Source organism: Nocardioides sp. NBC_00368 (assembly GCF_036090055.1).
In the GTDB taxonomy this organism is placed as follows: domain Bacteria; phylum Actinomycetota; class Actinomycetes; order Propionibacteriales; family Nocardioidaceae; genus Nocardioides.
The window spans coordinates 1,719,014-1,745,499 of the sequence record NZ_CP107970.1 but is presented as its reverse complement, the minus strand read 5'-3'; the positions used below and the strand labels follow the sequence as shown (position 1 = coordinate 1,745,499).

The window sequence follows — 26,486 nt, the reverse complement described above, 5'->3', positions numbered from 1 at the left end:
GTCAGCGGACCGGAGCACCCGGGCCGAGCGGGATCCCCAGCGCCCACCACAGGAAGAACAGCGCGGTCCAGGCGAGGCTCATCGCGATGGCCAGCGGCAGCGTGTAGGAGGCGAGGGTGCCGATGCCGGCGTCCTTGCGGTAGCGCTGCAGGAAGCCGAGGGCCATCACGAAGTAGGGGCTCATCGGGGTGATGGCGGTGGAGCCGGAGTCGGCGATCCGGAACAGCGCCTGGGTGGTCTCCGGCGGCACCGAGAGCAGCATCAGCATGGGCACCAGGACCGGCGCGGCGATCGACCACATCGCCGAACCGCTGGTGACCATGATGTTGACGACGCTGAGCAGCGCCAGGACGAGCAGGAACACCACCCAGACCGGGATGTTGCTGGTCTCCAGCGCCTCGGCGGAGTTGACCGCGAGGACGTCGCCGAGGTGGGACCACTCGAAGTACGCCAGGAACTGGGCGATCGCGAAGAACAGCACCAGCACCGGCGCCATCTGCTTGATCCCCTGGCCCATCAGCGCCGGTACGTCGCCGGCCTTGGTGATCGAGCCCGACAGCGTGCCGTACACGATGCCGGCGATCCCGAAGAGCACCGCGACGATCGCAGCGATGCCGGTGAGGAACGGCGACTCGGTCAGGGAGCCGTCCTCGCCGCGCAGCGGGGACGCGGGCGGGATCACGACGGCGGCGATCACCACGATCGCGGCCAGCAGCGCCAGGAGCGACCAGCGCAGCGCCCGGCGCTCACGGCCGTCGAGCTCGAGGGACCCGAAGTCGCCGTCGTCGGCATCCTCGTCCGCGTCCAGGTCGGGCCGCTTGGAGAGCACGAACTTGGTCATCAGGGTGATCACCGCGGCCAGCAGCACCGAGGAGGCGATGTTGAAGAACCAGTTGCTGACGGGGGAGACGTACGCGCTCTCGTCGACGATCTGGGCCGCGGCGGTGGTGATGCCGGCGAAGATCGCGTCGTTCGGCGTCGGGATCGGGCTGGCGTCGTACCCGCTGGCGATCGCGGTGTAGGCGACCACGATCCCGAGGATCGGGGACCGGCCGACGGCGCGGAAGGCGAGACCGCCGAGCGGCACCAGGATGATGTACGCAGCCGCCGAGGCCACGTGGGCGACGGTGCCGGTGAACGCCACGGCGAAGACGACCCAGCCGACCGGTACGCGCGAGATGCCCGTCTTCATCGCGGCGGTGAGGAAGCCGGTGCGCTCGGCGACGGCGACGCCCATGATGACCACGACGATGGTCGCCATCGGTGGGAACTCGGCGAAGTTGGAGACCATCGTGGAGGTGGCCATCGCCAGGCCCTCGCCGCTGAGCAGGCTCTGGACGACGACCCTCTCGCCGTCACCGGGCGAGATGACCGAGACGCCCGCGGCGGCGCAGATCGCGCTGATCACGGCGAGGATCCCGGCGAGGATCCAGAAGAGCCAGAACGGGTGCGGCAGGGCGTTGCCGACGCGCTCGACCACGCCCATGGCGCGGATGATCCACGGCAGTCGCTCGCTGCCGGTCGGGGTTGCGGTGCTGGTCATGTCAGTCACCCTTCGCTGGTGAGGCGGTGGCGGCAGAAGAAGTCCCAGATCACCGTCGCGGACTCGATGGTGTGGGTGACGTGGCCGCCACCGGAGTAGATGTCGCCGCCCGGCCAGACGTGGCCACCGCCGTCGACGGCGACGTGCGCGACCTCGGCGTCCTGGTCGCACCCGGTCCAGCGGGTGGTCTCGATGTCGCGGTTGGTGCGCGTGGTGGAGGCGGTGCAGCCGTTGTGGTCGGCCCAGCCCTGCACCCATTCGGGGATGGCGGGCAGGTCGCGGTCGGCGTCGCCCGCGTAGGGGATGGTCGCGTCGGCGACGCCGTGGATCTCCAGGATCGGTGTCGGCGGAGCCTCCTCGCAGCCGACCCGGGCGCCCGGGTAGAGCGCCGGGGCGACCGGGGCGATGGCCGCGAACGTGTTCGGCAGCTGACAGGCGAGGAGGGCCGTGAGGCCGGCGCCGTTGGACTTGCCGGTCGCATAGACCCGGGAGGTGTCGATGCAGTGGTCGGCCTCGATCGCGGCGAGCAGGTCGCGGGTGAAGGCGACGTCATCGACGCCCGGCGCCTCGTAGGGAGCGCCCTGCCAGGCCTTGCGGTAGCCCGAGCCGGTGCCGATGGCACCGTCGGGATAGGCGACCACCGCCGGGAGGTCGGAGAGCTCGGAGTAGCCCTCGACCTCGACGCCGGTGCTGCCGCGGCCGTGGTAGGCGACGATGAGCGGCCAGTCGGCGCGGCGGTCGTAGTTCTCCGGGAGGCGGAGAACATAGCTGCGCTCGAGATCGCCGCTGGTCAGCTCGTACTTCTGGCTGCTGTCGGACTCCTGTTCGGTGGGCTTGGCGCAGGGCGCGGTCCCTCCGGCGGCCTGGTCCTGGACGGAGGTGCGGGTCAGGGCGGTGGTGGCGGTCGGTACCAAGGACAGCGCCGCCACCGCCGTGACCGCGACGGCCGGAGCCAGGAAGCGGGATTGTCGTGGGGACATGGGGGTGCTCCTTCGGGGCAGATCGGTGCGTTTTCGGGTGTGCTGGATCGCCCGGCGACGCGGTGCGCGTCCCGGTGGTGAAAGGTGGTCGAGCTTGTCGAGACCACCCGTCGTGACTGATCTAGGTGTCGAGCCACTCCTTGATGAAGGCGACGATGCGGTCGGTGGCCTCGTTGAGGATGGCGCGGCCGTCCTCGGCGGTGGCGCGGCGCGGGTCGCCGAGCACGCCGGTGGGGGAGAGGCGGTCGTAGGGAAGGGCCACCGTGGGCTGGCTCACCGAGCGGGCCAGCCGGGCGAGCGGATCGAGCTCGTCCGGCGTGGTCGTGCCCGGGGCGAGCAGGTCGTGGCGTACGAGGTGGGGGGCGACGTGCAGCATCTGGGCCGTCTCTGCCTCGCCGCTGTGACCGGAGATCTCACTCAGCTCCATGCGGCCGACGCTGTCCTTGGCCAGCGTCGTCACCGGGGTCCAGGCCAGCTCCAGGTCGGGGCGGTCGCGCAGCAGCTCCTGAGCCAGGGTGCCGAGCGTGGCGTTGTTTCCGCCGTGGCCGGTGATCACCAGGAAGCGCCGCCAGCCGTGGGCGGCCAGCGACTCGACGTACTCCCGCACGACGGCCGCGAACAGCGCCGGCCGCAGGCTCACCGTGCCGGCGAAGGCCTGGTGGTGGGGCGAGACGCCGACGGGTACGCCGGGACCGATGACCACCTTGCCCGGGAGCGCCTCGGCGACGGCGTCGGCGAGCGCCTCGGCGCGGATCTGGTCGGTGGCCAGCGGGAGCCCGGCGCCGTGCTGCTCGAACGCGCCGACGGGCATCACCACGACGGTCCCGCCCTCGGCCGACCGCGCGGCCTCGAGGGTGGTCATCTCCGCGAGCCTCGCGGTCATCGGGGCTGCTCCGTGCCGAGGGTGGCGGCGATCGCCTCGCGGATCGCGAGCAGATGCTCACGGGTCAGGGCGGCGGCGGCGTCGGCGTCGCCGTCGCGTACGGCCTCGACGATCCGGAGGTGGTCGGCGTGGTCCCGGTCGCGGTCGGTGTAGCGGTGGCGGATCTCGATCTGGTCGCGGGCTCGCACCTGCAGCAGCGCCTCGATCGTCTCGCGCAGCAGCAGGTTGCCGGAGGCGCCGGCGAGCGCGACGTGGAAGTGCAGCTCGGGGCGCTCGTCGGCGTACTGCGGCTTGAGCGAGTTGTCGGCCGAGAGCGTCAGCGCGGCGAGGTCGTCGTCGGTACGCGCCGCGGCGGCTGCCGCCGCGACCGGCGGCTCCAGCACGATCCTGGCGTCGAGGAGCTCGAGCACCGACTCGCTGCGGGACTCGGAGACATGGGGGTTGACCAGCAGCCGCCGGTTCACCCCGCCGCTGACGTAGGTGCCCGAGCCGTGCCGGAAGCGGATGACGTCGGTGGCCTCGAGACGGCGCAGTGCCTCCCGGATCGTCGGTGTGGTCACCTCGAACCGTTTGGCGAGCTCGCGCGAGGAGGCCAGGGCGTCGCCCGGCTCCAGGCCCGCGGCCTCGATCATGGCGACGATCCCGTCGGCGATGCGTTCAGAGAGCGATGATGTGTTGCTGGTCACAGTAAGTGACTAAATCACTTATTGAATCCGTCGTCAAGGAAGGTCGGTGGATCCCGCTGCTTGCAGACGGCTTGCGTAAAGCAGTTATATTCTTGCGTTCATGAGTAGACGTCTTGCCGATGCGGCCGCCCGCGCCAAGGTCTCCGAGGCGACCGTGAGCCGGGTGCTCAACGGCAAGCCGGGAGTCTCCGAGGCGACGCGCGAGCGGGTGCTGACCGCTCTCGACGTCCTCGGCTACGAGCGACCGGTGAAGCTGCGCGGCGAGCGGGCGAGGCTCGTCGGCCTCGTGCTCCCGGAGCTGCAGAACCCGATCTTCCCGGCGCTCGCCGAGGTCCTCGGCGCCAACCTGGCGCAACAGGGGCTGACCCCGGTGCTGTGCACGCAGACCGCCGGCGGCGTGACCGAGTCGGAGTACGTCGACCTGCTCCTCGAGCAGCAGGTGGCCGGCGTGGTCTTCGCCGGCGGCACCTATGCCCAACGCGACGCCGACCACGCCCACTACGACCGGCTGGCCGGGCGCAACCTTCCGGTCGTGCTGATCAACGCGGCCATCGACGATCTGCCGTTCCCGCGGGTTGTCTGCGACGACGCCGACGCCATGGAGCAGGCTGCCGAGCACCTGCTGGCGCTGGGACACGAACGGATCGGGCTGGTGCTGGGCCCGCGCGACCACGTGCCCTCCGAGCGCAAGCTGGCCGCTTTCCGGGCAGTCTGCGACCGGGCCGGGGTGCCGTTCGACGAGGACCTGGTCGTACGCAGCCTCTACTCGCTCCAGAGCGGGCAGGCTTCCGCGGCGCGGCTGATCGAGGCGGGCGTGACCGGGATCGTGTGCGCCAGCGACCCGCTCGCGCTGGGAGCTGTCAGGGCGGTCCGCCGGGCCCGGCTGTCGACCCCGGCGGACGTCTCCGTGATCGGCTACGACGACTCCGCCTTCATGGCCTGCGCCGACCCGCCCCTCACCACGATCCGGCAGCCGATCGAGGCGATGGGCCGCGCGGCGGTCGACTTCCTGGTGAGCCAGATCGACGGCACGCTCGGACCGGTCGACGAGCTCCTCTTCGAGGGCGAGCTGGTGGTCCGGCGGTCGACCGGACCTGCAAGTCAGCGCGCAAAGTCCTGAAATTAATTACGTTCTGTCAAGTTCTTGCGTCGCTTCTGATGCTGGCTCTACGGTCTCAGCACGCCGTCACGGTGACGGCCGTCACATGAATGTGAGCTGCTGAGAAGGGAGGGCCCGTGACCGCCACGGAACCTCGACAGAGCGAGCCGGCACCGGCCGCGCTTCCGGCCTTCACGGAGCGCCCCGCCGACTGGTGGCGCTCCGCGGCGATCTACCAGATCTATCCCCGCAGCTTCGCGGACGCCAACGGCGACGGCACCGGCGACCTGGCCGGCGTGCGGGCGCACCTGACCTACCTGCGGGACCTCGGGGTGGACGCGATCTGGTTCACGCCATGGTTCCCCTCGCCAATGGCCGACGGCGGCTACGACGTGACCGACTATCGCGCGATCGACCCCGTCTTCGGCGACCTCGCCGAGGCCGAGGCGCTCATCCAGGACGCCCTCGAGCTCGGCATCCGCACGATCATCGACGTCGTCCCGAACCACGTCTCCGACCAGCACCGATGGTTCCGTGCCGCGGTCGAGGCCGGGCCCGGTGCGCCCGAGCGGGACCGGTTCTGGTTCCGGGACGGCCGCGGCCCCGGGGGCAACCTGCCGCCCAACGACTGGACCTCCGAGTTCGGCGGCCCCGCCTGGTCCCGACTGACCGGACCCGACGGCGTCCCCGAGCAGTGGTACCTGCACCTCTTCTCCGCCGAGCAGCCCGACCTCAACTGGCAGCACGAGGACGTACGCCGCGAGCACGAGGAGATCCTCCGGTTCTGGTTCGACCGCGCGGTGGCCGGGATCCGGATCGATTCAGCTGCCCTGCTCGCCAAGGACCCGGCCCTCCCCGACGTCCCGGTCGACCCGCGGCCGGGCGAGCATCCCTATGTCGACCGGGAGGAGCTCCAGGAGATCTACCGCGGCTGGCGGCGGATCGCGCAGGAGTACGGCGCCGACCGGGCTCTGATCGGCGAGGTCTGGCTCCCGGACACCTCCCGGTTCATCCGCTACCTGGGGCCGGGTGTCCTGCACGCGGCGTTCAACTTCGACTTCATGACCGCGCCGTGGGACGCCGCGGCGCTGCGTACCTCCATCGAGACGACGCTGCGCGTGCACGGCGAGGCCGGAGCTCCGGCGACCTGGGTGCTCTCCAACCACGACGTCACCCGGCTGGTGACGCGCTACGGCCGCGCCGACACCGCGTTCGCGTTCGAGACCAAGCGCTTCGGCACACCGACCGATCGCGCTCTCGGTGAGCGGCGGGCCCGGGCGGCCGCGATGCTCGCGATGGCGCTGCCCGGGGCCTACTACCTCTACCAGGGCGAGGAGCTCGGCCTCGACGAGGCCGACATCCCGCCGGAGCGGGTGCAGGACCCGATGCACTTCCGCAGCGGTGGCGTCGATCCCGGCCGGGATGGTTGCCGGGTGCCGCTGCCGTGGAGCGGGGACCGGCCTCCGTACGGCTTCAGTGCCCCCGGCACCATCACCTGGCTGCCGCAGCCCGAGGGCTGGGCACGGATGACGGCGCAGGCGCAGTCCGCGGACCCGCGCTCGATGCTGTCCCTGCACCGGATGGCGCTGCTGATCCGGCGTACGCATCCCGACCTCGCCACCGGCGACTTCGGCTGGATCGAGACCGCTCCCGGGATCCTCGCCTTCCGTCGCGGTGCGCACTTCGCCTGCGTGGTCAACCTGACCGACGTGCCGGTGGAGCTGCCGCACAGCGATCACGTCTGGCTGGCCAGCTCGCCTCTCGAGGCCGGCCGGCTCGCCCCCGATGCCGCGGTATGGCTGCGGCCCACGACCTGAGACCCCACCACAACATCCAGGAGACAGACCCATGAGATCCACTCGGTTGCGCACCGTCGCGCTCACCGCGGTCGCGGCTCTCGCGTTCGGCTCGCTCGCCGCCTGCGGCGAGACGTCGGACGACGGCGACGGCGTCACCATCACCGTCGAGGGCTGGCGGCCCGGCGACAAGCAGGCCACGATCGACGCCGTCAAGGCGCAGGCCGCGGCCTTCAACAAGGAGCATCCCGACATCACCGTGAAGCCGGTGGAGTGGCAGTGGAACGCGCAGACGTTCCCCGCGCAGCTCGCCGGCGGCACGCTGCCGATCTCCTTCCGGGTGCCGTTCACCGACACCAAGGGCCTGGTCGAGCGTGGCCAGGTCGCCGACGTGGACGCCGAGATCCGCGAGCTGCCCTACTTCGACGAGCTCAACCCGAACGTGCTCGCCGCCGCGCAGGGCACCGACGGCAAGGTCTACGGCCTGCCCTCGGACGTCTACGCCAATGCGCTCCACTACAACCGTGACCTGTTCACGAAGGCGGGGCTCGACCCGGACAAGCCGCCGACGACGTGGGAGGAGCTGCGCGCCGCCGCCAAGCAGATCCACGACCGGACCGGTGCCACCGGCTATGCCGAGATGACCACCGCCAACACCGGCGGCTGGATCCTCACCACCCTGACCTACGCGCTCGGCGGCCGGATGGAGACGCAGGACGGCGACACGTTCACCGCCACCGTCGACAACCCGCAGACCGAGCAGGCGCTGCAGCTGCTGCACGACATGCGCTGGACCGACGAGTCGTTCTCCGGCAACACCGCCTACGACTGGAACAGCATCAACCAGGCGTTCGCGGCGGGGAAGGTCGCGATGTTCATCAGCGGCTCGGACGTCTACAACTCCCTCGTCACCACCTCGGCGATCGACCCGGAGACGTACGGACTGACCGCGGTCCCGCTGGGGGACTCGGCCGACGCCGGCGTGCTCGGCGGCGGGTCGGTCAACGTGGTCAGTGCGAAGGCGACCGACGCGGAGGCCGAGGCTGCGGTGGCCTGGGCCGACTTCTTCCGGGTCCGCCGGTACACCGACGAGTCGGCGGCCGTCGCCGACGCCAAGACCCAGACCGCGGCCGACCAGCCCGTCGGGACGCCGACCTTCCCGATCTTCGACGAGGCCTCGTACACCACCTACCAGGGCTGGGTGAAGGACTACGTCAACGTGCCGCTGGAGCAGATGACCGGCTACACCTCGAGGATGTTCGACCTCTCGCTGATCCCCGAGCCACCCGCGCAGACCCAGGCCGTGTACGGCGCGCTGGACCCGGTCGTGCAGAAGGTGCTCAGCGACGAGGAAGCCGACATCGCCGCGCTGCTGAAGGATGCCGACGCCTCGGTCCAGCAGATCCTGGACAAGGGCTGAGCGTGACCGCCGACATGTCCCGGGTGGGCGGGCCGACCCTCGTGCGAGGGCCGGCCCGCCGGCGCACATCGTCCGTCAGTGTGCTCGCGAGGTGGTGGCGCGGCGGCGCGGCGACCCTGGTCTTCCTGCTGCCGATGCTCCTCGTCTTCGGGCTGTTCTCGTGGTGGCCGATCGTGCGGACCGTGGTGATGAGCGTGCAGGACACCAACCTCGTCGGGCCCGCGGAGTGGGTGGGCCTGGACAACTTCCGCACGGTGCTCGCCGACCCGCTGCTGCCGGTGGCGGTGCGCAACACGGCCGTCTTCGCGGGCATCGCGTTCGTCGTCGGATATCCGATCCCGCTGGTCATGGCGGTGGTCTTCAGCTCGCTGCGCAGGCTGCGCGGACTCTATGCGGGCCTGGCCTATCTGCCCGTCGTGGTGCCGCCCGCGGTGGCGGTGCTGCTGTGGAAGACCTTCTACGACGCCTCGGAGGGTGGTGTCTTCAACACCGTGCTGGGATGGGTCGGGCTCGGGCCGGTGCCATGGCTGGAGTCGGCCTCCTGGGTGCTGCCCTCGCTGGTGATGGAAGCGACCTGGGCCGCCGCGGGCGGCACGGTGATCATCTATCTCGCCGCGCTGACCACGGTGCCGCAGGAGCTCTACGACGCCGCCTCGGCCGACGGCGCGGGCGTGCTCGGCAAGATCTGGCACGTCACCCTGCCGCACCTGCGCCCGGTGCTGCTGATCACCCTGATCCTGCAGATCATCGGCACCGCCCAGGTCTTCCTCGAGCCCTACCTGTTCACCGGCGGCGGCCCCTCGCACGCCTCGCTGACGCTGCTTCTGCTGATCTACGAGTACGCCTTCGGCAGCACCACCGGCGGTGGCACCTACGGCCCGGCGACGGCGCTGAGCCTGATGATGGCGGTCGGCCTGGCACTGCTGTCGTGGGCCTACTTCCGGCTGACGCGCGGATGGAGCGACTGATGAGCTTCGTGTCCTCCCTCGACCGGCGGCGTACGTCGGTGCGCTGGGGCGTCCGCGCCGTCCAGGTCGTGACGCTCGTCGTTCTGATCGTCGTCTGCCTCGGCCCGCTGCTGTGGCTGGCGAAGTCGGCCGTCACGCCCACCCAGGACACCCTGCGCTCGCCGATCGCGCTGTGGCCGAACGGCCCCGACCTCTCGATCCTGTCGCAGGCGTGGACGGAGCTGGGTCTGTCGTCCTACCTGGTCAACACGGTGGTCATCGCGGCCGGCTCGTGGGCCGTCCAGGTGCTGGTCGCCACGACCGCGGGCTACGCGCTCTCGGTGCTGCGCCCGCGGCTGGGCCGGGTTCTCTACGGTGCGGTGCTCGCCACCATGTTCGTGCCGATCGTGCTGCTCCTCGTCCCGCTCTACCTCACCGTGCTGAGCCTGCCGGTCGTGCACTGGTCGCTGGTCGGGACGTACGCCGGTGCCTTCCTGCCCGCGGGCGCTTCGGCGTTCAACGTGGTGATCATGAAGCGCTTCTTCGACAGCCTTTCCCGCGAGATCCTGGACGCCGCCCGGATCGACGGTGCCGGGCCGTACCGCCTCTTCTGGTCCGTCGTCCTGCCGATGTCACGGCCGGTGCTCGGGGTGGTCTCGGTGTTCGCGGTGCTGGCCGCGTGGAAGGACTTCATCTGGCCGCTGATCGTCCTGCCGGACCCGGCCAAACAGCCGATCGCCGTACGGCTGCCGTCGATCGCGCCGGCCACCGACCTCTCCGTGCTGCTCGCCGCGATGGCGATCTCGGCCGCGCTGCCGATCCTCTTCTTCCTCATCTTCCAGCGGCTGTTCCTGCGCAGCGAGGGTCTGGAGGGTGCGGTGAAGGGATGAAGACGTCGGCGGCCGAGCTCAGGCGGGCAGCGGCAGGACCTCGACCGGGCAGGCCGCCTCGCGCAGCAGCGCCCGGGTGACGCCGCCCAGGTGTGGGAAGGCGTTCAGATGCGATGCCCGTCCCACCACGACGAGGGCGGCGGCCTCGGAGGCCGCGACCAGCGCATCCGCGGGGGCCTCCGCGAGGACACGGCCCGCGAGCGGCGTCCGAGCCGCCTCGGGGGCGTGTGCTCTGGCCCGCTGGATGAGGTCCTCCACATAGGCCTCGGCGCGCATCGTCCAGTCACGCGTGGTGGCATGGTCGGCGAGTTCGGCGTGCATGGCCATCAGCTCGAGGGCGTGGAGGACGGTGACCGGCTGGTTCAGCCGGTCAGCCTCCTCCAGGGCGTAGGCCAGCACCTGGTCGTCGCTCTTGTCACCGCTGATGCCGACGACGATGCCGGTGCGTCCCTCGGCCGACCAGTCCTCGGGGACCACGGTGACGGGGCAGTTGGCATGCGCCGCGACGCGAGCCGAGACGGAGCCGGTGAACACCCGGCGCACGCGGGAGAGCTGCCGACGCTGGATCACCACGCGGTGCGCCTCGTGGGACTCCTTGATCAGGACGTGGGCGGCATGGCCGCGCAGCAGCTCACCGGTGACCTCGACCGCGCCGTCGAGGGCGTCCCGGACACGTGCCTTGGCCTCGGCGAGGCGCTGCTCGGCGAGTCGGCCGACCGCGGAGTCGTCGATGATCATCGACTGTGGCTGCATCGCTCCCGGCAGGCCGAGGATCGGGTCGCCGAAGAGGACGTTGGCCTGGAAGACATGGACCAGCCGCAGCGGGTGGCCGCTGCTCACGGCCAGGCGCCCCGCGTAGTCGAGCAGAGCACCCTCCGTCTCCGGGTCTTGGACCCCGGCGAGGACGGGCGCGGTGGAGGCCGACGGCGTACTCATGCCATCACGCACATGTGATCGGTGGCGAAGCCGTTGAGACCCTGGTGCATGCCCGGGTTGTGGGTTCCGTCGAAGCCGACGCTCTGGGTGCAGTGGACGACGTGCTGTCCGAAGTCTCGTCCGGTGCCGGCCGAGGCGGACGACGGGGCGAGAACGACGGCGGCCACGGCCGCCACGGTGGGAATCAGGATGCGCTTCATGATGATGTCACTCCTCGATGGGTAGAAGGTTATGGCTGGGTGACCCGCACTCGGTTGACGCCGGCGACCGTCGCCGCGGCGCTCTCGGCCAGGGCGCAGTCCTTCAGCGTCGCCGGACCGGTGATCGTCACGCTCCCGTCGGCGACCACGACGCGCCAGTCGGGATGACCGAGGTTGGCCAGGAGCGTGCTGAGCTCCTTGTCCAAGGTGTCGTCGTCTCGGGCGAGGGCGCCGGCCACGTCGCTCCTGCTGATGACGCCGACCAGAAGATCGTCGGCATCGAGGACGGGAAGGCTCTTCAGCCCTCGTTCGGCCATGATGTCGACCGCGACCGACACCTCCGCGGTGTCGCGCACGGCGACCGCCACCGGGCTCATCACGTCCTCGACGTACGCCGGTGGCCGGTCGGTCAGGGGAGGCGCCGGGCGCAGATGGGCGCGCGGGTCCGGCAGGACACGGTTGCGGATCAGGTCGATCTCGGCGACGACGCCGCAGAGCCGGCCGGCCGAGCTCACCACCGGCAACGCGGTGATGTGGTGGTCGCGCAGCAGTCCGAGCGCCTCCCTGACGGGAGTCTCTCTCCGTGCGGTGACGGGTGAAGAGGTCATGATCTCTCGGACAAGCATGGTCGATCCCACCTAGGGCGCTCGGTACTGATGGAACGAGCCTCCTCCGGCTCCCGGAGCCGGTCATGAGTGGAAGGTCCTGCTCCGGTGAGACCTTCGGCCTGCCGCGGGACCTTCGTCATCCTGCCCACGGACGAACGTCGTCACGGTCCGGACCGGGCGGCTCTGCTGCCTGGATCGTGGTTGGCGGTGTGCTGGAGCGGTCCGTGATCCCATGACGAAGGAGAGGGCCATGTCCCTTCTCGACAGAACCCCGTTCCACCGCGATTCACGTGGTGACATCGCCGGGAAGGCAGCGCCTCCACCCCGGCAGGCGAACCGACCTGTCCCCGGAAGGGAGACCCCCGAAGGCCAGCTCCGGCTCCCGCATGCGACCGCTCTGGTGATGGGCTCGATCATCGGGGTCGGCGTCTTCAGCCTCCCGTACGCCGTGGCGTCCTACGGCCCGATCAGCCTCGTCGCGATGGCCGTCGCGACGGTCGGCGCCGTCGCCCTCGCGCTGGTGTTCTCCTCCCTCTCCCGCAGGATGCCTGCCGGGGGCGGGCCCTACGCCTATGCGCGCGCCGCCTTCGGCAACGGCTGGGGATTCAGCCAGGCCTGGCTCTACTGGATCACCGCGTGGGCGGGCAACGCCGCCATCGCCGTCGGCTGGGTCTTCTACGTCGAGACGTTCCTCAACAAGGGTGGCGCCACCGGGTGGTCGATCGTGATCGCCCTGGCAGGCCTGTGGATCCCCGCGGCGATCAACCTCACCGGCGTACGGTCCATGGGCGTCTTCCAGCTGTGGACGACGGTGCTGAAGTTCGTCCCGCTGGCGCTGATGGCGACCGCCGGGCTCTTCTTCATCGAGGGCGGCAACTTCTCCCCGTGGAACACGAGCGGCGAGACGAGCATCTCGGCGATCGGTGGGGCGATGGCGATCTGCCTGTTCAGCTACCTCGGACTCGAGACCGCGTCCGTCGCCGCCGCCCAGGTCCGTGATCCCGGCCGCAACGTCCCGCGTGCGACGGTTCTGGGGACCGTCGGCAGTGCGGTGGTCTACCTGCTCTCCCTGGTCGCCGTCTTCGGCATCCTGCCGGCCTCCCAGCTCGCCCAGGACGCGAACCAGGCCTCCTACTCCGCGGCCGCGAACGAGGTCTTCGGTGGCACCGTGGCAGGCAACATCGTCGCGGCCGCCGTGATCATCTCCGGGATCGGAGCCCTCAACGGATGGACCATGATCTGCGCCGAGATGCCGCTGGCCGCCGCGAAGGAGGGCCTGTTCCCGAAGATCTTCGGCCGGGTCTCGCGTCGCGGTGTGCCCGCCCTCGGCATCATCGCGTCCGCCGCCCTGGCCTCGGTCGCGGTCGTCGTGAGCTATCTCGGTGCCGACGGGGCGACGGTGTTCACCACGCTGGTGCTGATGACCGGCATCACCGCCGCCATCCCGTACGCCTTCTCCGCGCTGGCCCAGCTCAAGTGGCGTTGGCAGGACCACCGCCGCGGCCCGACCCCGCGTCTCGCCCTCGATCTCGCGGTCGCCGTCGTCGCCCTGGCCATGTCGATCGCGTTCGTCTACTACTCCCGCAACACCGACAACAGCTGGTACGTCGTCTGGGGCCCGTTCCTCATGACCGGTGCCGCCGCGATCCTGGGAGTCCCGGTCTACCTCAGCCAGCGCCGCCGGCTCCAGGCGGCCTCCTCGGACAGCGGCGCGGCGCCGGCGGACGGGAGCGAGTCGTGACCCTCCACGTCGACTCCGAGGTCGGACGCCTGCGTCAGGCGGTCGTGCACCGGCCCGGCCTCGAGCTCAGCCGGCTGACTCCGAGCAACATCGAGCGGCTGCTCTTCGACGACGTCCTGTGGGCCGAGCGTGCCCGGGCCGAGCACGACGGGTTCGTGGCCGCGCTCGAGGCTCACGGGGTCGTGGTCCACCACTTCGCCGACCTGCTGACCGAGGCGCTGGACCAGCCGGGTGCGCGTGAGCTCCTCCAGGAGGAGCTCTCCACCGCGCACCGGTTCGGTCCCGCGCTCGACCAGCCTCTCGACGACCTGGTGGCCACCACCCCGGCGGAGGAGCTGGCGACGTACCTGATCGGTGGGGTGCTCAAGTCCGACGTCGCCGACCGGGTGCACGCCAGCAGCCTGCTGCTGGAGTACCTCCGAGACGACGACTTCCTGCTGGCCCCGCTGCCGAACCACCTCTTCCAGCGCGACAACGTGGCATGGGCGTACGACGCCGTCTCGCTCAACCCGATGGCGAAGCCGGCGAGGCGCCGCGAGACGATCAACTCGAAGGTCGTCTACGACTTCCATCCGATGTTCCGCGGCGTCGAATACCTCTACGGCCACGACGCCCTCGACCACGGCGGCGCGACGCTGGAGGGCGGCGACGTCACCGTGATCGGCAACCGGGCCGTGATGGTCGGCATGGGGGAGCGGTCGACGCCGCAGGGGGTGGAGAATCTCGCCCGCGCGCTGTTCCGGCGCGGCACGGTGGACACCGTGATCGTGGTGGAGCTGCCCCGCGAGCGGGCGTTCATGCACCTGGACACCGCGATGACGATGGTCGACGCCGACGCGTTCTCGGTCTATCCCTACCTTCCCGACCAGCTGCGCTCCTACTCGCTCTACCGCGTCGGGACGGGCGGGGAGTTCAAGCTCGAGGAGAACGACGCGCTGTTCCCGACCGTCGCCGACGTCCTCGGCCTCGACCGGGTGCGCGTGCTGCGGGCGCCGATCGACCGGCTGGGCGCCGAGCGCGAGCAGTGGGACGACGGCAACAACTTCCTCGCCGTCGCACCCGGCGTGGTCGTCGGCTACGAGCGGAACACCACGACCAACGCCTATCTGGCCGACCAGGGCATCGAGGTGGTGCCCATCGTCGGGGAGGAGCTCGGCCGCGGCCGCGGTGGACCCCGCTGCATGACCTGCCCGATCGAGCGAGAGGCGGTGTCGTCATGACGCTGCTCGTCCCCGACACGACGGCCAGGTCGCTGGCCGGCCGCGACTTCCTCAAGGAGGTCGACCTGACCGTCGAGGAATGGCGCTCGCTGGTCGCACTGGCCGCGGAGCTCAAGATGGCGCGCCGGCTGCCCGGCAGGGCTCCGCGTCTCGCTGGCCGCTCGATCGCCCTGCTCTTCGAGAAGTCCTCGACCCGCACCCGGTGCGCGTTCGAGGTCGCGGCCCACGACGAGGGCGCGCACGTGACCTACCTCGACCCGGCGAGCTCGCACCTCGGCCACAAGGAGTCGGTCGCGGACACCGCCCGAGTGCTCAGCCGGCTCTACGACGGCATCGAGTACCGCGGCTCCGACCATGCCCTGGTGGAGACGCTCGCGGCGTACGCCGACGTGCCGGTGTGGAACGGCCTGACCGACGACTGGCATCCGACCCAGGCGCTCTGCGACGTGCTCACCATGCTCGAGCACTCGGCCAAGCCCGCGGAGCAGATCACGGTCGCGTACGTCGGCGACGCCCGCAACAACGTCGCCCGCTCGCTCCTCGTGGCCGGCGCCATGATGGGCATGGACGTCCGGATGGTCTCGCCGGCGGAGCTGGCGCCGGGCGCCGACGCGGTGCAGCACGCGGAGCGGATCGCGGCGGTCACCGGGGCGCGGCTGGACATCACCAGCGACCGCCACCGTGGCCTCGCCGGCGCCGACTTCGTCCACACCGACGTGTGGGTCTCCATGGGCGAGCCGCCCGAGCTCTGGGACCGGCGGATCGCACTGCTGGCGCCGTACGCCGTCGACGACGCGCTGCTCGAGATCACCGGCAACCCGCAGGTGCGGTTCATGCACTGCCTGCCGGCGCTGCACGGGACCGACACCGAGCTCGGCCGTCAGCTGGCGAGCCGGACCGGGCGTACATCGTTCGAGGTCACCCCGGAGGTGTTCGAGTCGGAGCGCTCGATCGTCTTCGACCAGGCAGAGAACCGTCTGCACACCATCAAGGCCGTGCTCGTCGCGACACTGGCCGGCTGAGCCCGGCCGAGAAGGAGAGAACAGATGAGGATCGTCGTCGCCATCGGCGGCAACGCCCTGCTACGGCGCGGGGAGCGGCCGGACGCCGCTCCCCAGCGCCGGCACGTGGCCGCGGCCGCGGCCGGACTCGCGGGTCTGGCCCGGGAGCACGAGGTCGTGGTGGTCCACGGCAACGGCCCCCAGGTCGGCCTGCTCGCTCTGGAGAGCGGCGCCGACCCCACCCTGTCCGAGCCCTATCCGCTCGCCGACCTCGTCGCCGAGTCCCAGGGTCTCATCGGGCTCTGGCTGCAGCAGGCGCTCCTGGACGAGGGGATCGGGACCGTGGTGACCTTGGTCAGCCAGACCGTGGTCGATCCCGAGGACCCGGCGTTCCAGGAGCCGACCAAGTTCATCGGCCAGGTCTACGACGAGCCGACGGCCCGTCGCCTCGCGGACCGGTACGGCTGGACCGTGCGGCCCGACGGTGCCGGCTGGCGACGGGTCGTGGCCTCCCCGGCACCTCGGGACATCGTCGAGCTGCCCGTCGCCGAGCGCCTCCTCGGCGCCGGCGTCACGGTCGTGCTCGCCGGCGGCGGTGGGGTCCCGGTCGTGGACCGCGACCGCCGCTACCGGAGCATCGACGCAGTCGTCGACAAGGACCACGCGGCCGGCCTGGCCGCGGAGGCGCTCGGTGCCGACCTGCTGCTCGTCCTGACCGACGTCGAGGGCGTGATCCGGGACTTCGGCGGTCCCGCCGAGAAGGTGCTGCGCGAGGTGAGCGTCGCCGAGCTGTCCGCGATGCGGTTCCCGGCAGGGTCGATGGGGCCGAAGGTGGCCGCCGTCTGCGCCTTCACCCGGGCGACGGGCCGGCGTTCGGCGATCGGTTCCCTGGACGAGATCAACGGCGTGCTCGCCGGCACGTCGGGCACCCAGGTGCGGAGCTGAGGCCGGTGTCGTCGCGTACAGGTCTGGAGTCCGGCGGGCTCACCACTGCGGAGGCGGCGCTCCGGCTGGAGCAGGACGGTCCCAACGCGGTCCCGGCGCCGCCGCCGACCACGCTGGCCGCCCGGGTGCTGACGCAGCTGCGGGATCCGATGATCCTGCTGCTCGGCGTCGCGTTCGTGGTGGTCCTCGGCCTCGGAGACGTGCCGGACGCGAGCATCATCGCGGTCGTGGTGCTGGTCAACACCGCCATCGGGGTCGTGCAGGAACGGCGGGCCGAGCAGGCCATGGCGGCCCTGGGCCGGATGGCCGCCCCGCGCGCCCGCGTGCTCCGGGACGGCCGGGTGAGCGACATCGAGGCGGCCGGGCTGGTGAAGGGCGATGTCGTACGTCTCGAGGCGGGTGACGTCGTGCCCGCCGACCTGGTGGCCGACGAGGCGGTGGGACTCGAGGTCGACGAGTCGTCGATGACGGGTGAGTCCGTGCCGGTCGGACGCGCAAGCGGCGAGGAGCTCCTCTCCGGAACCGTCGTCACCAAGGGACGCGGCTGGGGCGTGGTCGAGAGGATCGGCGCCGAGAGCGGCCTGGGCCGGATCGCGGCGCTGATCGCGACGACGAGAACCGAGCCGACACCCCTCCAGGCCCGGCTCCGGCGGCTCTCCCGCCAGCTGGTCGTGGCCACCGCCGCCATCGCCCTCCTGGTCCTGGTGCTCTCCGTGCTCCGGGGTGTCTCGTTCGGTGAGGCGCTGATCCTCGCGGTCAGCCTGGCGGTCGCCGCCATCCCCGAGTCGCTGCCTGCGGTCGTCTCCGTAGCGCTGGCACTGGGCGCCCACCGGATGGCGAAGCAGTCCGCGATCGTGCGCTGGCTGCCGGCGGTCGAGACGCTCGGCTCGGTGACGGTGCTCGCCTCGGACAAGACCGGCACCCTGACCGAGGGCCGGATGAGCGTGCAGCGGATCTGGACGCCGGAGGCCGTCGACGAGGCGGCGCTGCTCAGGGACGTGGTGCTGTGCAACGACGCCCGGCTGACCGGGCCGGAGACGGACCGGACCCTGATCGGCGAGCCGATGGAGGCAGCCCTGCTGCTGGCCGCCGCCGACCGGCAGGTCGAGGCTGCGGACCTGCGCCGCACATGGACCCGCGTCGACGAGGTGCCGTTCGAGAGCGAGACCCGCCACATGGTCACCGTGGACCGGGCCGAGGACGGCACGGTGCTGGAGGTCGTCAAGGGCGCTCCGGAGGTGGTGCTGAGCATGCTTCCGGAGGGGTTGGAGCGGAGCCGCGGAGCAGCGGTCGCCGAGGACCTGGCCGGTGCGGGATTCCGGGTGCTGGCGGTGGCACACCGGTCGTGGCGACCGCCGGGCGAGCGGCCGGAGTCCCTCCTGCTCGTCGGGCTCGTCGGCATCGCCGACCCGCCCCGTACGGATGCCGCTGCCGTGGTGGCCGACTGTCGTGACGCCGGGATCCGCACCGTCCTCATCACCGGCGACCACCCCGCGACCGCCGGTGCCGTCGCCCGCGACGTCGGCATCCTCGCCGTGGGCGAGGTGATGGACGGCGACGTGATGGACGGCGCGGCCGTGGACCGTGGCGAACACCGCGAGGCGGTGGACCGGGTCCACGTCTACGCCCGGACCCGACCGGAGCAGAAGGTCGACATCCTCGACGCGCTGAAGGCCCGCGGCCATGTGGTCGCGATGACCGGCGACGGCGTCAACGACGGCCCCGCCCTCCGTCGCGCCGACATCGGGGTGGCGATGGGCAAGCGTGGCACCGAGGTGGCTCGGCAGGCCGCGGACGTGGTGCTGGCCGACGACAACCTCCGCACCCTGGTCGTCGCGGTGGGTGAGGGCAGGCGCGTGTACGCCAACATCCGTACGTTCCTGCGCTACGGCCTCGCCGGCGGGCTGGCCGAGGTGCTGGTGATCCTGCTCGGCCCGTTTCTCGGCCTGGCGTTCCCGTTGGGCGCCGGACAGATCCTGTGGATCAACATGCTCACCCACGGCGTACCCGGTGTCGCGTTCGGCGGCGAACCGCTCGACCGGCAGGACATGAGGCGTCCCTCTCCGTCGCCGGAACGCTCGGTGCTCGGCGGCGGGCTGGCCCGTCAGATCGTCACGTCCGGGCTGCTCATCGCGGTGGTCAGCATCGTCGCGGGCCTGCTGGCCCAGCGCCTGGAATGGCATGTTCAGTCGGCCGTGTTCCTCACGCTCGGCGCGGCTCAGCTCGGTCTGGCCCTCGCGCTGCGGGCGCCTCGGAAGGGCTGGACCCTGGCGGGACGCGGCATCGAGGTCGCGGTGCTGATCGCGCTGCTGCTGCAGCTGTCCGCGGTGTGGTTCGGCCCGCTCCGGGCTCTGCTGGGGACAGAGGTCCTCGAGCCGCGTGCCCAGCTGATGCTTCTGGCGCTGGCATGTCTACCGGGCCTCGTGGTCGCGGCCGGCCGAGTGGCCGGGCGGCTGGCCCGCCGTCGCCACGAGGGCTGACCGGAGCTGCCGGAGCGGTTCCTCACCTCGTGGTCGAACGGCGGCGGGCGCCGCGCCAGACCTTGTGGAGCCAGTCGCCGAGCAGCAGGACGAGCCCGGCGCCGAGCGCCCACAACCACCCCTCGCCCGAGGGCCAGCTGCCGCCGAGCATCTCGGCGAGCCACGGCAGGCCGAGGAAGGCGGCGAGCAGCACCAGCTCGACCGCGACGGCGGCCGACACCAGCGGGTTGCGGCGGGGATCGATGCGCCACGCCGGCCGGGCCTCGCTCCGGCAGGCGAACGCGTTGGCGACCTGGGCGACCGCGATCACCGCGAACGCCGTCCCCGAGGCGCGCGCGAGCAAGGCGGCGTCGGGAGTCTCGCCGAGCGACCAGCCCCCACCGGTCAGGACCCAGAGGAACGCTGCGACGGCGGCAACGGCCTCGATGGGCCCGAGCACCAGGAACGCCCGGCGCAGCACCGAGCCGCTGGCCACCCGCTCCCGTCGTCGAGGCCCTTCCATCGTGCGCCTGCTCGGCGGCTCGGCACCGAGCGCGAGAGCGGGAAGCATGTCGGTGCCGATGTCCAGGGCGAGGATCTGGAGAACCCCGAGCGCGGCCGGGATCGAGCCGCCCGAGAGCGCCCAGACGGCGAACGGCGCCAGCTCGGCCACGTTGTCGGTCAGGTGGAAGGTCAGGAAGCGGCGGATGTTGGCGTAGGTCGCCCGGCCCAGCTCGATCGCCTTGACGATGGTCGCGAAGTGGTCGTCGAGCAGCACCAGGTCGGCGGCGTCGCGAGCCACGTCGCTGCCGCCCAGCCCCATGGCCACACCGACGTCCGCGCCACGCAGCGCGGCGGCGTCGTTGACCCCGTCGCCGGTCATCGCGACCACATGGCCGTGCAGCCGTAGCGCGTTCGCGATCCGGAGCTTGTCGGCCGGGGTGACACGGGCGACCACCGCGCCGCGGGGGTCGTCGAGCAGGTCCGCCAGCGCCTTGTCGTCGGACGGCAGCCGGTCGCCCTCGACGACGACGCCGCCGGGTCGCAGGAGGTCGACCTCGGTGGCGATCGCGGCCGCGGTCCGGGCGTTGTCGCCGGTCATCATGGCCACCCGGATGCCCGCGGTGCGGCACGACTCCAGGGCCTCGCGTACGCCGTCACGCGGTGGGTCCTCGATGGCCAGCAGCGCCAGCAGCTCGAGGGGCTCGTCGAGGAGACCGGCGAGCTCGGCGGCCGTGGCCGGCGGCCGGTCGGTGCGGGAGCGGGCCACGGCGACGACGCGCCGGCCCTCGTCGGCGTACGCGTCGAGGACCGCCGTGGCGGCCGCGTCGGCCTCCCCGCATCCGGGCAGGATCCGCTCCGGAGCCCCGAGGAAGTAGCTCCGATCCTCGATCACGGCGGCGCTGAAGCGGCGCTCGGTGACGAACGGGACCCGGATCGCGGGATCCCCGGCATCGCTCCCCAGCCGGGCGGCCACGACGTCGATGGCGACCTCCATCGGGTCGCCCGAGGGCCGCCACACCTCGTCCGTGAGGACGGCTCGCCCGGTGACGCAGGCGCGGGCCGCGCCGGCGGCCTCGGCGGCCACGCGTACGGCCGCCGGCTCGCCGGAGACGGTGCCCTCGGGGTCGTAGCCCTCCCCACCGGGGACGGCACGCCCTTCCGGGGTCCAGACCTCGACCACAGTCATCTCGTTGCGGGTGAGCGTGCCGGTCTTGTCGGTGCAGATGAACGTGGTGGACCCGAGCGTCTCGACCGCCTCCAGATGCCGGACCAGGGCCTTGCTCTCCGCCATCCGCTGCGCGCCGCGGGCCAGCGACAGGGTCACCGTGGGCAGCAGCCCCTCGGGAACGAGGGCGACGCTGACGCCGACGGCGAACAGCAGGGCACCGGTGACGGTCCCGCCGAGCAGCAGCGAGGTCACGCCGAGGACGACTCCCACCGTCAGCGCGACGGCGGCGATGATCCTGACCAGCCGGTCGAGCTCTCGGTTCAGCGGGCTCGGCGGCCGATGGGCGCCGGCGATGAGGCCGGCGACGGAGGCGACCTCCGTCCGCGCTCCCGTGGCCGTGACCAGGACCCGCCCGCTGCCCTGGACCAGGAACGTGGCGGCTCGGACGACGGTGCCGGCCGGCTTGTGCACCGGCACGCTCTCGCCGGTGAGCATCGACTCGTCGACCGTGATCTCCTCGCTGCGCAGGAGCGTCCCGTCGGCGGGCACCCGGTCGCCGGCCTCGAGCAGGACGACGTCGCCCGGCACCACCTGGGTCGCCGGGACCTCCTCCGTGCGGCCGTCGCGGACGACCCGGGTGTTGGCCGGCATCAGGGTGCCGAGCTTCTGCGCGGCTTGGTCGGCGCGGTGCTCCTGGGCGTACGCGAAGACGCCGTTGAGCAGGACGATGATCGCGATGGCCAGCGCCAGGGTCGGCATGCCCGCGAGCAGGGCGAGCCCGGCGGCGCCCCACAGCAGCACGGCGAAGAAGTGCGTGAGCTGAGCGACCAGGAGCCGCCACCATGGGCGACGCGGCGGACGCGGCAGCTCGTTCGGCCCGAACCGGGCCAGCAGGGTGGCGGCATCCGCGGAGGTGAGACCGTTCCGCTCGTCGTCGAGGACGTGGCCCTCTGCCTGTCCAGCGGTCAAGGTCCCCTCCTTCGTGGGGTCTCGTTCGAGCCCCTCCGCCCGACTTTTCCCGACACCGGCGCCGTGGCGCAGGACCATAGGTCCTCCGGTGGGTGGACGTCCGTCCTGCCATCCCACCTGCCCGGCGACCTGGCCGGCCGCCGTGGACCTAGGTCCTCGGCTCGGAGCACCGATGGCCCTGCTGCGCCTCGTCGGACCCGGCGAGATTGGAGGCACGGACGCGCACCGAGTCCCCGGAGGAGAGAACATGTCCATGCAAGAGCGGATCCTGGTCGGTATCGACGGGGGAGAGGGTGGTCGAGCCGCGATCGGCTACGCCGCGGACGAGGCCCGACGCAGCGGCGCCGACCTGTGGCTCGTCCACGTGGTCGACCTGGCCGTCGCGACGGGCGTCTTCTACCCGTACGGCTACTCGGGCCTGGCGAACCAGATACGTGAGGCCGGCCTGACCGCTCTGGCCCGCGCGGAGAAGGAGGCCGCCGAGCTCGTCGGCGCCGACCGCGTCTCGACGACGCTCCGCGACGGTGCGGTGGTGACCGAGCTCGTCCACGCCGCCGGCGACTCCACGCTGGTGGTCCTGGGAGACGAACGCCACCACAGCCTGGCCCGGGTCGTGACCGGTTCGGTGACCGGCCGGGTCGCTTCGCGGGCACCGGTTCCGGTCGTGGTCGTCCCGACCGTCCCACAGGCCGCCCCGAGCACGGGCACGGTGTTCGTCGCCGTGGCCGACTGCGATGCCTCCACCGAGCTCGTCGCCCGCGGGCTGGAGGAGGCCCGGGACCGCGCCAGCGACCTGGTGCTCGTCCACGCGTGGGAGGTGCCGGCCGTCTACTACGAGACGACGCTGGGGCAGCTCGACGCGGCGGGCTGGGAGGCCGATGCCCGGCACCGGCTGATGCGGACCCTGGAACGGGCCCGTGGGACGGTTCCCGGCTCCGCCGGAATCGACGTGTGGATCGAGATCCGCCGGGGTCAGCCCGCCCGGATGATCAAGGAGGCGGCCAAGGAGGCGGCCCTGCTGATCATCGGCCGACGCGGACACGCGTTCCCGCTGCGCCGCCTGGGCGGCACCGGACATGCGCTGCTGCGCGAGTCCGGGTGCCCGGTCGAGGTGGTTCCGCCGGTCGCCGAGCCGTCATGAACGTCGAGACCACCTCGTTACGTACCGCCGACACCGCGACGCCGGCGGCGGGCGACGTGCTGAGGTGCACCGACCTGCGCCGGTCCTTCGGATCGGTGAAGGCGGTGGACGGCATCTCGTTCCGGATCGGCAGCGGCGAGACGTACGGGCTCCTCGGTCCCAACGGTGCCGGGAAGACGACGATCATCTCGATGATCTCCGGGGTGCTGGAGGCGGACTCCGGCTCGATGCAGGTCGACGGTGTGGAGATGCATCCCGGTGCGCTCAGAGCCAAGGCCGCCATCGGGTATGTCCCCCAGGACGTCGCGCTCTACCCCGATCTGACCGGTCGGGAGAACCTGCTCTTCTTCGCCTCCCTGTACCGGATCGGCCGACGCCAGGCCCGCGACCGGGTCGCGGAGGTCCTCGACATCGTCGGCCTGACCGACCGTGCGGGCGAACGCGTCGAGAAGTACTCCGGCGGCATGAAGCGCCGGCTCAACATCGCGGTCGGCCTGATCCACCGGCCCCGCCTGCTGGTGCTCGACGAACCCACGGTGGGTGTCGACCCGCAGAGCCGGAACGCGATCCTCGGCAGCGTCGAGCGGCTCAGCGCCGAAGGCATGGGCGTGCTCTACACGACCCACTACATGGAAGAGGCGGAGCGACTCTGCGACAGGGTCGCGATCATGGATCTCGGGCGAATGATCGCCGAAGGTACGCCGAGGCAGCTGACCGCACAGCTCGGCGACGCCGAGCACATCCGTCTCACCCTCGACGGCGACCCGGCCCGCACGGTCGCGGCGCTGCGTGAGCTGCCGGACGTCACCGGCGTGACCGGAACGGGCGACGTGGTCGACGTGCTCGTGCCGGACGCCGAGTCGTCGCTGCCGCGGGTGATCCAGGTCGCCGCCGGGCACGGCACGGTGCGCTCGGTGACCGTGGAGGAACCCGACCTCGAGACGGTCTTCCTCCGTCTCACCGGCAAGCGGCTGCGAGACTGACCATGCACCCCAGCCTGCAGATCGCCGCCAAGGATCTGAGACAGCGCGCCCGCGACCGCTCCGCCTTCCTGCTCGCCATCGTGGTGCCGTTCACGCTCGCCGCCATCTTCAGCCTGCTGTTCGGGCCCGCGGCGACACCGCGAGCCTTCGAGTACGCCGTCGTCGACCAGGACCGCACCGGCGTCTCGCAGGCCTTCACCGAGGAGGTCCTCGGCGCCTTGCACGAGCAGGGTGTCGCCGAGGTGAGCGAGCTCGACGAGGAGCAGGCCAGGACCGGTGTCCGTGACGGCGACCTGGATGCGGCGTTCGTGCTGCCGCGGGGTTTCGCCGCGGACGTCGCGAGCCCCCGTCCCGCCGAGCTGCGCGTGGTGGGCAGTGCCGACGCGCCGACCGCGACCGTGGTGGCGCGCTCGGTCGCCCGGTCCTACGTCGGAGGCCTCGATGCGGCCCGCGTGGCGGTAGCCGCGGTCGGAGCGTCCCGGCCGGGACTGACCGCCGCCGAGATCGAGCGGGTCGCGCAGGAGACGGTGCACGGTGTCCCGCCCGTGGCGCTCGAGGATGCCTCGGCGACTGCACGGGTGCTCGACGTCAAGACGTACTTCGCGGCAGCGATGGCGGTCTTCTTCCTGCTGTTCACGGTGCAGTTCGGCGTCTCGTCGCTGATCGACGAACGTGGCGAGGGCACCCTGGCTCGCCTGCTGGCGGCACCGGTGCCGCGGTGGGCGATCCTCGTCGGCAAGCTGCTCACCAGCGTCGTCCTCGGCATCGTCAGCCTCACCGTCCTGATGGTGGCCAGCGCACTGATGCTGGGGGCCGACTGGGGCGATCCGGTCGGCGTGGGGCTCCTGGTCGTCGCCGGTGTGCTGGCCGGCACCGGCATCACCTCCGTCATCGCGTCACTGGCGAGAACCTCCGAGCAGGCCGGTACCTGGCAGGCCGTCGTCGCCGTCACGCTGGGGCTTCTCGGCGGTTCGTTCTTCCCGGTGCAGCAAGGAGGCGAGATGATCGCGAACCTCAGCCTGGTGACGCCGCACGCCTGGTTCCTCGGCGGTCTGGGCGACCTCGCCGGCGGTGGCGGAGCGGAGCAGGCACTCCCGTCGGCCGCGGCACTGCTGGGCATGGCCGCGGTCACCATGGGGATCGCGCTGCTGCGGATCAGGAAGGTCGTGGCGCCATGACCGCGCTCACGATCGCCTGGACGAACCTGCGCCGGTCCCTGAAGGACCGCACCAACGCCTTCTTCTTCGTGCTCTTCCCTCTGCTCATGATCACGGTGCTGGGCATCGCGTTCGGCGGCTCCTACGAGCCCCGGGTCGGGGTCGTGCAGCCCGTCGCGGGCGCGCTCTCCGGCGACCTGGTGGCCGCCCTCGAGGACACCGAGGGCATCGACGTACGTCGCTTCGAGAGCCGCGCCGAGGCGGTCGAAGCGGTCGAGGAGGGCGGCCTCGAAGCAGCGGTCGTCGTCCCGGCGACGTACGACGACCGGCTCGAGGGCGGGCGGGACACCACGGTCGAGTACCTCTCGCGGTCCGACCGGAGCGCCCAGCAGATCGGCATGATCGTCCGTGCCGTCGTCGACGACCAGGCAGGGCGGTACCGGGTGGCCAGGACCCTGCAGCGTGAGCTGGGCGGCGAGTTCCGGCCGAATCTCGTCCGCGGGGACGCCTTCGCCGGCCGGGTCGCCGACGTCGCGGTGTCGACCACCACGGTCGGGTCCGCGCCGCTTCCCGAGGATCTCGGCCGCTTCGATCTCGGCGCGAGCAGCCAGCTGCTGCTGTTCATCTTCATCACCTCGATGACGACGGCGGCCTCACTGATCGAGACCAGGCGGCTCGGCGTGGCCCGCCGGATGTTCGCCACCCCCACCAGGGTCGCCACCATCGTGGCGGGGGAGGCTCTCGGACGGGTGGCGATCGCGGTCGTCCAGGGTCTCATCATCATGCTCGGTGCCGCCCTGCTGTTCGGTGTCTCATGGGGCAACCCGATCGCCGCGGCGCTGATGATGCTGTTGTTCGCGACCGTCGCAGGGGGAGCGGGCATGGTGCTCGGAGCCGCCGCCACGAACGCCCAGCAGTCCATAGCGGTCGGCCTGCTGGCCGGGCTCGGCATCTCTGCCCTGGGCGGCTCGATGATGCCGCTGGAGTTCTATTCGCCCACGATGCTCACGATCGCCCATCTGACGCCGCACGCGTGGGCCGCCGACGGCTTCGCGACGCTGGTACGCCACGACGGCACCGTCCTCGACATCCTGCCGCAGCTGGGCGTGCTCGCGGTGTTCGCCGCGGTCCTCTTCGGCATCGGCTCGTGGGCGCTGCGCCGCCGGATCCTCACCGGGTGAGTGTCCGGGACGAAGGACCCCGCGCCTCC

Annotated in this window: 22 protein-coding genes; 14 read left to right on the top strand and 8 right to left on the bottom strand. The window is 71.6% G+C overall.

Annotated features, from left to right (window positions below; genetic code table 11):
* Window position 1: 1 nt before the first annotated feature.
* The 4 genes from OG984_RS08335 to OG984_RS08320 form a co-directional block, all read right to left on the bottom strand.
* Window positions 2-1,543 carry an AbgT family transporter gene (locus tag OG984_RS08335; RefSeq protein ID WP_328531120.1) on the bottom strand — a complete coding sequence of 514 codons (1,542 nt, stop codon included), beginning with the start codon at window positions 1,541-1,543 and terminating at the stop codon, window positions 2-4.
* 5 nt (window positions 1,544-1,548) lie between these two features.
* The gene (locus tag OG984_RS08330) at window positions 1,549-2,523 is read right to left on the bottom strand and encodes an alpha/beta hydrolase family esterase (protein WP_328531119.1); all 975 of its coding nucleotides are present in this window, start codon (window positions 2,521-2,523) and stop codon (window positions 1,549-1,551) included.
* 121 nt (window positions 2,524-2,644) lie between these two features.
* Entirely contained in the window at window positions 2,645-3,406 is a 762-nt protein-coding gene (locus OG984_RS08325; protein ID WP_328531118.1) for a creatininase family protein, read from the bottom strand.
* Window positions 3,403-4,092, bottom strand: a complete 690-nt coding sequence (locus OG984_RS08320) for a FadR/GntR family transcriptional regulator (protein WP_328531117.1) — start codon at window positions 4,090-4,092, stop codon at window positions 3,403-3,405. The genes OG984_RS08325 and OG984_RS08320 overlap by 4 nt, the downstream gene beginning before the upstream one ends.
* A gap of 100 nt (window positions 4,093-4,192) precedes the next feature.
* Here OG984_RS08320 and OG984_RS08315 point away from each other — a divergent pair, with 100 nt between their 5' ends.
* The 5 genes from OG984_RS08315 (at window position 4,193) to OG984_RS08295 (ending at window position 10,244) form a co-directional block, all read left to right on the top strand.
* Entirely contained in the window at window positions 4,193-5,212 is a 1,020-nt protein-coding gene (locus tag OG984_RS08315) for a LacI family DNA-binding transcriptional regulator (RefSeq protein WP_328531116.1), read from the top strand.
* 116 nt (window positions 5,213-5,328) lie between these two features.
* Window positions 5,329-7,008, top strand: coding sequence for a glycoside hydrolase family 13 protein (locus OG984_RS08310; RefSeq protein WP_328531115.1), 1,680 nt, complete (start codon window positions 5,329-5,331; stop codon window positions 7,006-7,008).
* A 31-nt stretch (window positions 7,009-7,039) separates the two neighbouring features.
* Window positions 7,040-8,407 (top strand): ABC transporter substrate-binding protein, encoded by a 1,368-nt coding sequence (locus OG984_RS08305; RefSeq protein WP_328531114.1) that lies wholly within the window; start codon window positions 7,040-7,042, stop codon window positions 8,405-8,407.
* Window positions 8,408-8,409: 2 nt separating this feature from the next.
* On the top strand, window positions 8,410-9,375 hold the full coding sequence (locus OG984_RS08300) for a carbohydrate ABC transporter permease (RefSeq protein ID WP_328531113.1): 966 nt from the start codon (window positions 8,410-8,412) through the stop codon (window positions 9,373-9,375).
* Window positions 9,375-10,244, top strand: coding sequence for a carbohydrate ABC transporter permease (locus tag OG984_RS08295; protein ID WP_328531112.1), 870 nt, complete (start codon window positions 9,375-9,377; stop codon window positions 10,242-10,244). Before OG984_RS08300 ends, OG984_RS08295 begins: the two co-directional genes overlap by 1 nt.
* Window positions 10,245-10,262: 18 nt before the next feature.
* Here OG984_RS08295 and OG984_RS08290 read toward each other — a convergent pair whose 3' ends face one another.
* From OG984_RS08290 to OG984_RS08280, 3 genes are read right to left on the bottom strand one after another with little or no spacing between them, the layout of a single operon-like run.
* Window positions 10,263-11,180 carry a universal stress protein gene (locus OG984_RS08290; protein ID WP_328531111.1) on the bottom strand — a complete coding sequence of 306 codons (918 nt, stop codon included), beginning with the start codon at window positions 11,178-11,180 and terminating at the stop codon, window positions 10,263-10,265.
* Window positions 11,177-11,380, bottom strand: coding sequence for a hypothetical protein (locus OG984_RS08285; protein ID WP_328531110.1), 204 nt, complete (start codon window positions 11,378-11,380; stop codon window positions 11,177-11,179). Before OG984_RS08285 ends, OG984_RS08290 begins: the two co-directional genes overlap by 4 nt.
* A gap of 29 nt (window positions 11,381-11,409) precedes the next feature.
* Window positions 11,410-11,988, bottom strand: coding sequence for a CBS domain-containing protein (locus tag OG984_RS08280; protein ID WP_328531109.1), 579 nt, complete (start codon window positions 11,986-11,988; stop codon window positions 11,410-11,412).
* Between the two features lie 250 nt (window positions 11,989-12,238).
* Here OG984_RS08280 and OG984_RS08275 point away from each other — a divergent pair, with 250 nt between their 5' ends.
* From OG984_RS08275 to OG984_RS08255, 5 genes are read left to right on the top strand one after another with little or no spacing between them, the layout of a single operon-like run.
* On the top strand, window positions 12,239-13,729 hold the full coding sequence (locus OG984_RS08275; protein WP_328531108.1) for an amino acid permease: 1,491 nt from the start codon (window positions 12,239-12,241) through the stop codon (window positions 13,727-13,729).
* A complete protein-coding gene (locus OG984_RS08270) occupies window positions 13,726-14,949 on the top strand; it encodes an arginine deiminase (protein WP_328531107.1) in 1,224 nt (407 codons plus the stop codon). The genes OG984_RS08275 and OG984_RS08270 overlap by 4 nt, the downstream gene beginning before the upstream one ends.
* Window positions 14,946-15,971 carry an ornithine carbamoyltransferase gene (gene argF / locus OG984_RS08265; protein WP_328531106.1) on the top strand — a complete coding sequence of 342 codons (1,026 nt, stop codon included), beginning with the start codon at window positions 14,946-14,948 and terminating at the stop codon, window positions 15,969-15,971. The genes OG984_RS08270 and argF overlap by 4 nt, the downstream gene beginning before the upstream one ends.
* Before the next feature lie 24 nt (window positions 15,972-15,995).
* Window positions 15,996-16,895 (top strand): carbamate kinase, encoded by a 900-nt coding sequence (locus tag OG984_RS08260; RefSeq protein ID WP_328531105.1) that lies wholly within the window; start codon window positions 15,996-15,998, stop codon window positions 16,893-16,895.
* Between the two features lie 5 nt (window positions 16,896-16,900).
* The gene (locus OG984_RS08255; protein ID WP_328531104.1) at window positions 16,901-19,375 is read left to right on the top strand and encodes a cation-translocating P-type ATPase; all 2,475 of its coding nucleotides are present in this window, start codon (window positions 16,901-16,903) and stop codon (window positions 19,373-19,375) included.
* A 22-nt stretch (window positions 19,376-19,397) separates the two neighbouring features.
* Here the strand turns inward: OG984_RS08255 and OG984_RS08250 are convergent, their stop codons facing one another.
* Window positions 19,398-21,995: a cation-translocating P-type ATPase gene (locus tag OG984_RS08250; protein ID WP_328531103.1), complete on the bottom strand. Its 2,598-nt coding sequence runs from the start codon at window positions 21,993-21,995 to the stop codon at window positions 19,398-19,400.
* 247 nt (window positions 21,996-22,242) lie between these two features.
* Here OG984_RS08250 and OG984_RS08245 point away from each other — a divergent pair, with 247 nt between their 5' ends.
* Genes OG984_RS08245 through OG984_RS08230 form a run of 4 tightly spaced genes read left to right on the top strand, consistent with a single transcriptional unit; the run spans window position 22,243 to window position 26,457 of the window.
* A complete protein-coding gene (locus OG984_RS08245; RefSeq protein ID WP_328531102.1) occupies window positions 22,243-23,136 on the top strand; it encodes a universal stress protein in 894 nt (297 codons plus the stop codon).
* The gene (locus OG984_RS08240; protein ID WP_328531101.1) at window positions 23,133-24,119 is read left to right on the top strand and encodes an ABC transporter ATP-binding protein; all 987 of its coding nucleotides are present in this window, start codon (window positions 23,133-23,135) and stop codon (window positions 24,117-24,119) included. Before OG984_RS08245 ends, OG984_RS08240 begins: the two co-directional genes overlap by 4 nt.
* A gap of 2 nt (window positions 24,120-24,121) precedes the next feature.
* Window positions 24,122-25,297 (top strand): ABC transporter permease, encoded by a 1,176-nt coding sequence (locus tag OG984_RS08235; RefSeq protein ID WP_328531100.1) that lies wholly within the window; start codon window positions 24,122-24,124, stop codon window positions 25,295-25,297.
* The gene (locus OG984_RS08230; RefSeq protein ID WP_328531099.1) at window positions 25,294-26,457 is read left to right on the top strand and encodes an ABC transporter permease; all 1,164 of its coding nucleotides are present in this window, start codon (window positions 25,294-25,296) and stop codon (window positions 26,455-26,457) included. Before OG984_RS08235 ends, OG984_RS08230 begins: the two co-directional genes overlap by 4 nt.
* Window positions 26,458-26,486: the final 29 nt, after the last annotated feature.

Excerpts from the sequence above, each read along its gene's own strand:
- OG984_RS08325 (WP_328531118.1), bottom strand. The coding sequence starts at position 3,406 with ATGACCGCGAGGCTCGCGGAGATGACCACCCTCGAGGCCGCGCGGTCG.
- OG984_RS08235 (WP_328531100.1), top strand. The coding sequence starts at position 24,122 with ATGCACCCCAGCCTGCAGATCGCCGCCAAGGATCTGAGACAGCGCGCC.
- OG984_RS08230 (WP_328531099.1), top strand. The coding sequence starts at position 25,294 with ATGACCGCGCTCACGATCGCCTGGACGAACCTGCGCCGGTCCCTGAAG.
- OG984_RS08280 (WP_328531109.1), bottom strand. The coding sequence starts at position 11,988 with ATGACCTCTTCACCCGTCACCGCACGGAGAGAGACTCCCGTCAGGGAG.
- OG984_RS08335 (WP_328531120.1), bottom strand. The coding sequence starts at position 1,543 with ATGACCAGCACCGCAACCCCGACCGGCAGCGAGCGACTGCCGTGGATC.
- OG984_RS08275 (WP_328531108.1), top strand. The coding sequence starts at position 12,239 with ATGTCCCTTCTCGACAGAACCCCGTTCCACCGCGATTCACGTGGTGAC.
- OG984_RS08315 (WP_328531116.1), top strand. The coding sequence starts at position 4,193 with ATGAGTAGACGTCTTGCCGATGCGGCCGCCCGCGCCAAGGTCTCCGAG.
- OG984_RS08290 (WP_328531111.1), bottom strand. The coding sequence starts at position 11,180 with ATGAGTACGCCGTCGGCCTCCACCGCGCCCGTCCTCGCCGGGGTCCAA.
- OG984_RS08305 (WP_328531114.1), top strand. The coding sequence starts at position 7,040 with ATGAGATCCACTCGGTTGCGCACCGTCGCGCTCACCGCGGTCGCGGCT.
- OG984_RS08245 (WP_328531102.1), top strand. The coding sequence starts at position 22,243 with ATGTCCATGCAAGAGCGGATCCTGGTCGGTATCGACGGGGGAGAGGGT.
- OG984_RS08330 (WP_328531119.1), bottom strand. The coding sequence starts at position 2,523 with ATGTCCCCACGACAATCCCGCTTCCTGGCTCCGGCCGTCGCGGTCACG.
- OG984_RS08240 (WP_328531101.1), top strand. The coding sequence starts at position 23,133 with ATGAACGTCGAGACCACCTCGTTACGTACCGCCGACACCGCGACGCCG.
- argF (WP_328531106.1), top strand. The coding sequence starts at position 14,946 with ATGACGCTGCTCGTCCCCGACACGACGGCCAGGTCGCTGGCCGGCCGC.
- OG984_RS08285 (WP_328531110.1), bottom strand. The coding sequence starts at position 11,380 with ATGAAGCGCATCCTGATTCCCACCGTGGCGGCCGTGGCCGCCGTCGTT.
- OG984_RS08295 (WP_328531112.1), top strand. The coding sequence starts at position 9,375 with ATGAGCTTCGTGTCCTCCCTCGACCGGCGGCGTACGTCGGTGCGCTGG.
- OG984_RS08260 (WP_328531105.1), top strand. The coding sequence starts at position 15,996 with ATGAGGATCGTCGTCGCCATCGGCGGCAACGCCCTGCTACGGCGCGGG.